Here is an 8,341-nt window from a genome sequence, read left to right as displayed (position 1 = left end):
TCCCGGCCCGCGGGGTCGCCGAGCCGCAGCTTCCTGTCGCTGTCGGCCCGCAGGGCGATCTCCTCTCCGTCGACGGCGAAGGACCAGGGCTGGGTGTTGTGCACCGACGGCGCCCACACGGCGGCCTGCACCGCCGTGTGGATCGTCGAGGCGATCTCCTCGCTCGTGCGAGCGCTCACGTGCCCACCTCCGTCACAGGTAGGGGGTCGAAACAGGGACCAGGTCGTCGGAGCGGTACGTCAGGCCACCCTTGACGTCGAGAACACCGTCGATCCGGCGGATCTCGGCGACGAGAAGCGATCTCTGGGAGCGGCGGCCGACCTGTCCCGCCAGCGTGATCACACCCGTCTCGACGCCGACGGCCAGCTCCCGCCGGTCGATGCCGAGCCGGTCGCAGACCGCGGTGACCTCGCGGTCGATCTCGTCGGCCGGCCGGGTGAAGACCTTCAGCAGATCGCTCTGGTGGACGATCCCGGTGACGCGTCCGGTGGCCGTGTCGACCACGGGCAGCTGCTTGATCCGGTGCCGGTGCATCAGCCGCGCCGCCTCCCGGACGGAGGTCTCCGGGGTGACGGTGATCGCGGGGGTGCTCATGATCTCCCCGGCCGTGCCGCCGGCCGCCTTCCTGCGCTCCTCGCGCCTGCCGCGGCCACCGAAGACACCGCCGGCGTGCCTGTCGGGATCGATCTCCTTGAGCAGCAGGTCATCCTCCGAGACCACGCCGACGGGACGCCCGCCGGCGTCGATGACGGTGACCGCGCCGATCTTGAAACGCCGCATGGCGTCGACGATCTCGGAGAAGGACGCCTCCGGCCGCACCGCGACGGCCCTGACACCCATGACATCCACGACCTTCATGATTGGCCTCCTCGTTACGAGCCTCCCGGAGCCCTGCCGGCCGCGTCAGCGACGAAAGTCCCCGATGCGGAGGACCTACGGTCCGCCGTCCGCGGACCGGTGGGCGGCGAGATCCCGTACGTCCCTCACGTCCCGATTCAGGCGCTGACCACCGCGACGGGGCACCGGGCGTGGTGCAGGACCCCGTGACTGACCGAACCCAGTACGGCCGAGCCGAGCCGGCCCAGCCCGCGCGAGCCGACGACGGCCAGGTCCGCGCTCCGCGACGCCTCGCAGATGACGGCGACGGAATGCCCGCAGACCGCCGTCTGCGTGACTTCCACCTGCGGGTACTTGTCCCGCCAGGGAGTGAGCGTGTCCGCCGCCACGCGCCGCTCGGTGTCGAAGATCTCCTCGATCAGCGGCGTGTAGGCGGCGGCCCCCTGCCCCGTGACGGGCATCTGCCAGGTGTGGACCGTGTGCAGCCGGGCGCCGCGCCTGGTGGCCTCCTCGAAGGCGTATTCCAGGGCCGCCGCCGAATGGGCCGAGCCTTCGAAGCCCACGACGATCTCGTCGTAGGTCCGCTCCGGCTCGCCTCTGACGACCACGAGCGGCGCAACCGTGTGCCCGGCCAGGGCCAGGGAGACCGATCCGAGCATCAGTTCGGCGAATCCGCCGCGGCCCCGGTGGCCCACCACGATCTGCTCGGCGGTCTCGGCCTCGCGCCGGAGGACCTCGACCGTCCGGCCGGTTTCGAGCGCGGTCTCCACCTCGATCCGCGGGGCCCGCTCGCGCGCCAGGGTGGCCGCGGCCTCCAGCACGCCCCGGGCGTGCTCGGTCACGGAGTCACGGAAGCCGGGCGGGGTCTGGAGCGGGATGTCGTAGGTCCACGGCCCGGACACGTGGACGATCCGCAGGGCACATCCGCGCCGCGCGGCGTCGGCGGCTGCCCACCCGACCGTGACCTGTGAGGAAGGTGAGCCGTCCGTGCCCACCGCTACATGCGCTGTCATGGCGTCCTCCTCGTTTCTCCCCCTTCCATCCGACCCTTTCCCGGCGTTCCCCGCAGTGGCCGAAAGACCCGGCCGTCAGGGACTTCCGACCTCTGCCCACCGGTCCCGGGGTCCCGGCGCCGAGGAGGACGAGAACGGCGCGGACGGCGCGGACGGCGCGGACGGCGCGGACGGCGCGATGGTGCCCGACTCCGGCACCGGAGCCATGAGAGATTCCCGACAAATCCTCGCGCGCAATCTTCGTTGACCGCGGCACCTACGGGAACGGCCGCGCGCTGGCAGCGTGGATCCGGGACCGAACGGCTTGCGAGGCGTCTCGGAGAGGTGCTTCACGGAGAAGGGGGTTGTCCGATGGCGGTCGACAGAGCTGATGTGGCGGTCACGGGGCTGGGCGCCACCACACCGTTGGGCGGTGACGTGCCCTCCACCTGGGCCGCCCTGCTGGCCGGGCAGTCCGGGATCAGCCTGATCGAGGAGGAGTGGGCGGCCGCTCTGCCGGTGCGGATCGCGGGCCGGCTACAGGTGGAGCCCGAGGAGGTGCTCGGCCGGGTCAAGGCCCGGCGGCTGGACCGCTGCGAGCAGGTCGCCCTGATCGCCGCACGTGAGGCGTGGGCCGACGCCGGAGCCCCCGAGACGGAGCCGGAGCGCCTGGCGGTGGTCGTCGGCACCGGAGTCGGCGGGTTGCTGAGCACCCTCGCCCAGGCCGAGGTCCTGGAGACCTCCGGAGCGCGGCGGGTCTCGCCCTACACCGTGCCCATGATGATGCCCAACGGGCCCGCGGCCGTGGTCAGCATGGAGCTCGGCGCCCGCGGCGGCGCCCACACCCCGGTGAGCGCCTGCGCCTCCGGCGCCGAGGCGATCGCGATGGGCCTGGACCTCATCCGCCTCGGCCGCGCCGACGTCGTCGTCGCGGGCGGCAGCGAGGCGTGCGTCCATCCCCTCACCATCGCCGGATTCGCCCAGGCCAGGGCACTCTCCACGCGCAACGACGCCCCCCAGGAGGCATCGCGGCCCTTCGACGCCGCGCGGGACGGGTTCGTCCTCGGCGAAGGGGCCGCCCTGGTGGTCCTGGAGCGCGCGGAGTCCGCCGCGGCCCGCGGCGCCCGCGTCCATGCGATGCTGGCCGGCGCGGGCGTCACCTCCGACGCCCACCACATCACCGCGGCCCACTCCGGCGGGCAGGTGCGCGCCATCCGGCTGGCCCTGGCCTCCGCCGGCCTGGACGCGCTCGACATCGGGCACGTGCACGCCCACGCCACCTCCACTCCGCCCGGCGACGTGACCGAGGCCCGCTCGATCGCCGAGGCGATCGGGACGCATCCGGCGGTCACCGCGACCAAGTCGATGACCGGCCACCTGTGCGGCGCCGCCGGGGCGATGGGGGCCATCTCCGCGATCCTCGCCATCCGCGACGGGATCGTCCCCGCCACCCGCAACCTGGTCGACCTCGACCCGGAGATCAAGCTCGACATCGTCACCGGCCGACCGCGACGAGGACGGCAGGACACGGCACTGACCAACTCCTTCGGGTTCGGCGGCCACAACGCCTCCCTGGTCTTCACCTCCGCCCCCTGAACAGATTCCTCCGACCCCCCGAACGGGATTCCCCGAGCCCGCTTCCGAACAGGGTTCCCTGGACCCGCCCCCCAACGGGGCCCTCCGGATCCGCGTTCGGACAGGGTTCCCCGAGCCCACCCCCCAACGGGGTTCCCTGGATCCGCCCCCAATGGGGTTCTCCGGATCCGCTTCCGAACAGGATTCCCCGGGCCCGCCCCCGAACGGGCTCTCCGGACCCCGAACGGGTTCTCCGGGTCCATCTCCCGAACGGGTTGACTGGGCCCGCCGGCCTGGACAGGGATCGCGGTCGAGCCGGGCCGGCGCGGACGGATCCGACGGCCGCGGCCGGGCGGGCTTCCTCGCGAAGCAGGCGGACTGAGTACACCCGTCTTCTGGCCCCGCCCGGCGGCGGAGATCCGGGGGCCCGGAGCGGCCGGTTTCCGGGCCCGTGGGACCTTCGCCCCTACCCGGGCGGCCGGAGGGCGGGCGAGCATGGGAGAAGAGGGACCCGGACACAGGAGGCGGGGACATGACCTCACACGGCCTCGGACCCGGCCACCACGAGCGGCACGCCGTACCGGCGGACAGAGACTCGGGGTGACGGCCATGACGGACCCCGTCGTCGTCGGCGTCGACGGCTCGGCGTCCTCGATGCAGGCCGTGACCTGGGCGGCGGAGGAGGCCGTGCTGAGGGGCGCGCTGTTGCGCATCGTGCACGCCGCTCTCCGCTGGGCCTATGACGTCCCCCTCGTCCCGCAGCCCGCCCACTGGGGGCCGGCCGCGGAGGCCGCCTCCTGGGAGCTGCTCCGCCGGGCCGCCGAGCAGGCCCACATCCGCGCCCCCAGCCTGGAGGTCATCACCGAGATCCTCGACGGCGCCGCCGCCGAGGCGATCGCCGCCACGGCCGAGACCGCGCAGCTGGTCGTCGTCGGCGGCCGGGGCCGGGGCGGATTCACCGGGCTGCTGCTGGGCTCGGTCGGCCATGACCTCGCCGCCCGGTCCCCCTGCCCGGTGGTGATCGTGAGCAGGCCGCGCGCCGGGCGCGGCACGGAGGTCGTCCTCGGCGTCACCGGGCACCCCGGCCGCGATCCCGTCCTGGAGTTCGCCTTCTGCGAGGCCGCACGGCGGGGAGTCCCGCTCCGGGCGGTGCACGCCTGGACCCGCCCGGCCGTCAGGGCACCCGGTGACATGCAGCCGCTCGTCTTCGACATCACGAGCGTCGGCGAGGAGGAGGCCCGCCTGCTGGCCGAGTCCATCAGTGGCTGGCGCGAGCGCTTTCCCGACGTGCCCCTCATCGAGCACGTCGTGCACGAGCATCCCGCCAAGGCGCTCATCGACGCCTCGGACGGCGCCGAGCTGGTCGTCGTCGGCCCTCCCAGCAGGGCGAGACTCTTCGGCTCGCCCGTGCACGCCCTGGTCCAGCACGCCCGCGCGCCCGTCGCCGTCGTCCACCACGCGGCCTCGCACACCTACCGGAGCTGAACGCTCACGGCCGCGCCTGCCGGAGCCGGGCGACCACGCCGTCTCGCGCGCCCGCCGGGGCACGTCGGAGCGGCGCCGTCCAGAACCCTGACAGAAATATCTTCATGTCAAGATATTTCCGAGGAGGCGTGATGCTCCACCATGTCCAGCCGGCCGGCACGCAAGGCGCCCCCCGGCCTCCTGGGCCGCGACCTATGGGCCCGGCGGTCGGGCGAGACCGGTCGATCATGCGAGCCGCCGGCAAGCCCTAGTATGAGATGCTTCCGGATCCCACGAGGAGGTTGATCATGTCGTTCCCACCGCCCGGCATGGTTCTCGGCGACGCCTCGGCGCGCACTCCCTCGCGGGAGGCCGCCACAGGCTGATCCACCGCGACGGAGTGCTCTTCATGACCATCACTGGTTCGATCATGAGGAGCCCGAGTGCTCGAGGTCTGCTGGACCGAAGACGGCGGAGCCCGGTCCGCCCGCTGGCGTTCCGAGAACGGTTCGCCGCCACCCACCCGCGTGGTGACCGCCGATGACCGCCTCACCACCGACACCGCCTACCGTCTGGCCCGCGAGGGCACCGCGCTGTTGTGGCGCGGCGACTTCCACAACGCCCGCCAGCTCCTGCGCGCCATGGCACGGCGCGCCGGGCGCCGTCCGCGCGTTCCCGCCCGGTCCCCGGCCCACGCCTTCCAGCTGCACCGCCAGGCGCGCTCCCAGCTCGCCCGCACGCTGGGCAGGCTGCTGGTGCCGCTCGATCATGACTACACCGTCCCCCTGCGGCGCGCCCCGGACGTGCGACAGGCCTGCGTGGAGGTCTACGGTGCGGCGGCGGGGCCGTCGGTGACCTCGCTGCGCGAGCTGCTGGGCATCGCCGGGGCACACGAATGGCGCAGCAGGGGCGTCGAGGTGCCCGCGCTGGGCGGGCGTGTCCATCCGCACTACGGCGTCTTCTCACCGACCCGCGGCGAGTACGTCGACCTGGTGGCCCGAGCGCCGCTCGCCTCGCGCTCCAGGGCCTTCGACATCGGCACCGGAACCGGTGTGCTCGCCGCGGTCCTCGCCCGCAGGGGCGTCGAGCGCCTCGTGGCCACGGACCAGGACCCGCGCGCCCTGGCCTGCGCCCGCGACAACCTCGAACGGCTGGGCCTGGCCGGCCGGGTCGACGTCGTGCACGCGGACCTCTTCCCACCCGGCCGCGCGCCGCTCGTCGTCTGCAACCCGCCGTGGATCCCGGCCAAGCCCGCCTCGCCCCTCGACCGCGCGGTCTACGATCCCGGCGGCCGCATGCTGCGCGGCTTCCTGAACGGGCTCGCCGGGCACCTGGAACCGGACGGCGAGGGCTGGCTTATCCTGTCGGACCTGGCCGAACATCTCGCCCTGCGGACCCGCGCCGAGCTCCTGTCCGCCTTCGAGGCCGCGGGTTTGCGGGTCGTGGACCGGCTGGAAACGCGGCCGAGACACCCCCGTGCCTTCGACGGGACCGACCCCCTCCACGCGGCCCGCGCCGCCGAGGTCACGTCTCTGTGGCGGCTCCGCGCAGATCCTTGATCGGGCCGGTCCTTGATCGGCCGGACTCCCCTCGCCCGGTTCCTGCGCCGTGCCGTACACGCGGGGGCCGCGCGAGGTGGGGTCCGGCCGACGCCCCGGGCCCGTACGGCATGCCGGAACGGCCCGGGGACGGCTGAACCGGTGTGCCCCTCCAGGTGCCGCGTCCGGCTGATCCAGCGGCGGCGATTGGCGTGGTGATCCGGCCTCCGCCGTGACAGAGTCGTCACATGCTCAACGACAGCCCCGTCGCCACCCGGCTCCCGGCCCAGGATCTCCAGCGGGCCAGGGCGTTCTACGCGGACAAGCTCGGTCTCGAACCCGTCGAGGAGCGGCCCGGCGGCCTGCTCTACCGGTGCGGCGGCGGCCGGTTCGCGCTGTTCGCGTCGGCGGGGGCGGCCTCGGGCGACCACACCCAGATGGCGTGGGAGGTCGACGACATCGAGGCCGTGGTCGAGCGGCTGCGGAGCAGGGGCGTGGTCTTCGAGGAGGTCGACCTGCCCGGCCTGCGGACGGTCGGCGGCATCGCCCACGTCGAGGGGAACTATCCCTCGGTCGGCGTCGGCGAGCGGGCCGCCTGGTTCCGCGACAGCGAGGGCAACCTCCTGGGCATCGGCCAGCCTGTGCGCTGAGACGGGCCCTCTCCGGACCGACCGGTACGGCCGGCCCGGGATGCCGCCGGCCCCCGGCACGGTGCCCACGGACCGCCGGACCCGGCCTCAGAGCCATACCATACCGTATGGTACGGTTCCGATGCTTGATCGACGGAGGAGGAGACATTGGCGAGCAGACACGACTGGCTGGAGGAGGGACTCGGCGTGCTGGGCGAGGAGGGGGCGCCCGCGCTGACCGTGGAGCTGCTGTGCGGGCGGCTCGGCCTGACCAAGGGTTCCTTCTACCACCACTTCAAAGGCATGGCCGGGTTCAAGACCGAGCTGCTGCGGCATTTCGCGGCCCAGCACACCACCCGCTACATCGACGCGGTGGAGCACGCCGGCGGCTCCGTCCGGGCCAGGCTGGACCGCCTCCTGGAGCTGGTCCTGGCCGACGAGAAGGGATCGGGCGATCCGGAGCCGGCCATCCGCGCCTGGGCGCTGCAGGATACGGAGGTGCGCGCGACGCAGGAGCTGGTCGACCGGCTGCGCATCGACTACCTGCGGTCGCTGTGGCACGAGGCCGGAGGCGCCGAGGCGGACGCCCTCCCGATGGCCCGCATGCTGTATCTGATACTGATCGGGGCCGGGCAGATCGCCCCGCCGGTGCCCGCCGAGGAGCTGCGCGACGTCTACGAGCTGGCGATGCGCCTGATGCCGGACGACGGGAAGGACGGATGAACGGGCTGACCCGCTGGGTGCCACGGCTGATCATCGCGACGGCGGTGCTCCACTTCGTCTGGGCCTTCGCCCAGCCCAACGCCTGGTCCGAGATCGCCGGCGACGGGTTCCTCGGCACCGTCGTCGACACCGGCGCCGCCGGATACTGGCCGCGCGAGGCGAGCGTGTGGTTCCTGACGGGGGGTGCCGCGCTCCTGGCGATGGGGACGCTCAGCCGGTCCGTGGTCCGGGCGACCGGGCGGCTGCCCGCGCAGGTCGGGTGGTACCTGCTGGTGATCGGCGTGCCGTTGTGCGTCATCTACTTCCCGGTCACCGGCAGCTGGGTGCTGCCCGTCATCGGCGTGCTCGCCCTGGTCGCCGCCCGCCGCCCGCCGCAGGAGGCCGGCTGAGGGAGCGCGGGACTCCCGGGCCCGCCGCCCGGGGCGGCCGTCGCCCCGGGCCCGGCGGGCCCCGGCGGCGGTGACGGCCGCGGACACCGGTCAGGAAAGGGCCACGGGAGGCTCACCGGTCGCCGGCGGCGGGCGCAGCACCGCGGTGGGCGCCTCGATCAGGCCGACCGGCAGCACTCCGTCCGCGTTCCAGG

General features: G+C 73.6%; 8 protein-coding genes. 6 read left to right on the top strand and 2 right to left on the bottom strand.

What is annotated here, in order from left to right:
• Window positions 1-192 precede the first annotated feature (192 nt).
• Together ACWDS7_RS44075 and ACWDS7_RS44070 are read right to left on the bottom strand one after the other, a co-directional pair.
• Complete coding sequence (locus ACWDS7_RS44075; RefSeq protein ID WP_451934154.1) at window positions 193-858, bottom strand: CBS domain-containing protein; 666 nt, start codon at window positions 856-858, stop codon at window positions 193-195.
• Between the two features lie 137 nt (window positions 859-995).
• Complete coding sequence (locus ACWDS7_RS44070) at window positions 996-1,850, bottom strand: universal stress protein (protein ID WP_451934153.1); 855 nt, start codon at window positions 1,848-1,850, stop codon at window positions 996-998.
• Window positions 1,851-2,201: 351 nt separating this feature from the next.
• On the opposite strand from ACWDS7_RS44070, the gene ACWDS7_RS44065 reads away from it, so the two are divergent.
• The 6 genes from ACWDS7_RS44065 (at window position 2,202) to ACWDS7_RS44040 (ending at window position 8,147) form a co-directional block, all read left to right on the top strand.
• Entirely contained in the window at window positions 2,202-3,425 is a 1,224-nt protein-coding gene (locus ACWDS7_RS44065; protein ID WP_451934152.1) for a beta-ketoacyl-[acyl-carrier-protein] synthase family protein, read from the top strand.
• Window positions 3,426-4,013: 588 nt separating this feature from the next.
• Window positions 4,014-4,889: a universal stress protein gene (locus ACWDS7_RS44060; RefSeq protein ID WP_451934151.1), complete on the top strand. Its 876-nt coding sequence runs from the start codon at window positions 4,014-4,016 to the stop codon at window positions 4,887-4,889.
• 422 nt (window positions 4,890-5,311) lie between these two features.
• Entirely contained in the window at window positions 5,312-6,427 is a 1,116-nt protein-coding gene (locus tag ACWDS7_RS44055; protein WP_451934150.1) for a methyltransferase, read from the top strand.
• Between the two features lie 227 nt (window positions 6,428-6,654).
• Window positions 6,655-7,056, top strand: coding sequence for a VOC family protein (locus ACWDS7_RS44050; protein WP_306858473.1), 402 nt, complete (start codon window positions 6,655-6,657; stop codon window positions 7,054-7,056).
• Between the two features lie 147 nt (window positions 7,057-7,203).
• The gene (locus ACWDS7_RS44045) at window positions 7,204-7,758 is read left to right on the top strand and encodes a TetR/AcrR family transcriptional regulator (RefSeq protein ID WP_451934149.1); all 555 of its coding nucleotides are present in this window, start codon (window positions 7,204-7,206) and stop codon (window positions 7,756-7,758) included.
• Window positions 7,755-8,147, top strand: coding sequence for a DUF6463 family protein (locus tag ACWDS7_RS44040; RefSeq protein WP_451934148.1), 393 nt, complete (start codon window positions 7,755-7,757; stop codon window positions 8,145-8,147). The genes ACWDS7_RS44045 and ACWDS7_RS44040 overlap by 4 nt, the downstream gene beginning before the upstream one ends.
• Window positions 8,148-8,341 lie beyond the last annotated feature (194 nt).

It is taken from the genome of Streptosporangium sp. NPDC003464, assembly GCF_053588315.1.
Note: the sequence above shows the minus strand (reverse complement) of the source record. Positions and strands in the feature narration are given on the sequence as shown.

Excerpts from the sequence above, each read along its gene's own strand:
- ACWDS7_RS44075 (WP_451934154.1), bottom strand. The coding sequence starts at position 858 with ATGAAGGTCGTGGATGTCATGGGTGTCAGGGCCGTCGCGGTGCGGCCG.
- ACWDS7_RS44070 (WP_451934153.1), bottom strand. The coding sequence starts at position 1,850 with ATGACAGCGCATGTAGCGGTGGGCACGGACGGCTCACCTTCCTCACAG.
- ACWDS7_RS44065 (WP_451934152.1), top strand. The coding sequence starts at position 2,202 with ATGGCGGTCGACAGAGCTGATGTGGCGGTCACGGGGCTGGGCGCCACC.
- ACWDS7_RS44060 (WP_451934151.1), top strand. The coding sequence starts at position 4,014 with ATGACGGACCCCGTCGTCGTCGGCGTCGACGGCTCGGCGTCCTCGATG.
- ACWDS7_RS44050 (WP_306858473.1), top strand. The coding sequence starts at position 6,655 with ATGCTCAACGACAGCCCCGTCGCCACCCGGCTCCCGGCCCAGGATCTC.
- ACWDS7_RS44040 (WP_451934148.1), top strand. The coding sequence starts at position 7,755 with ATGAACGGGCTGACCCGCTGGGTGCCACGGCTGATCATCGCGACGGCG.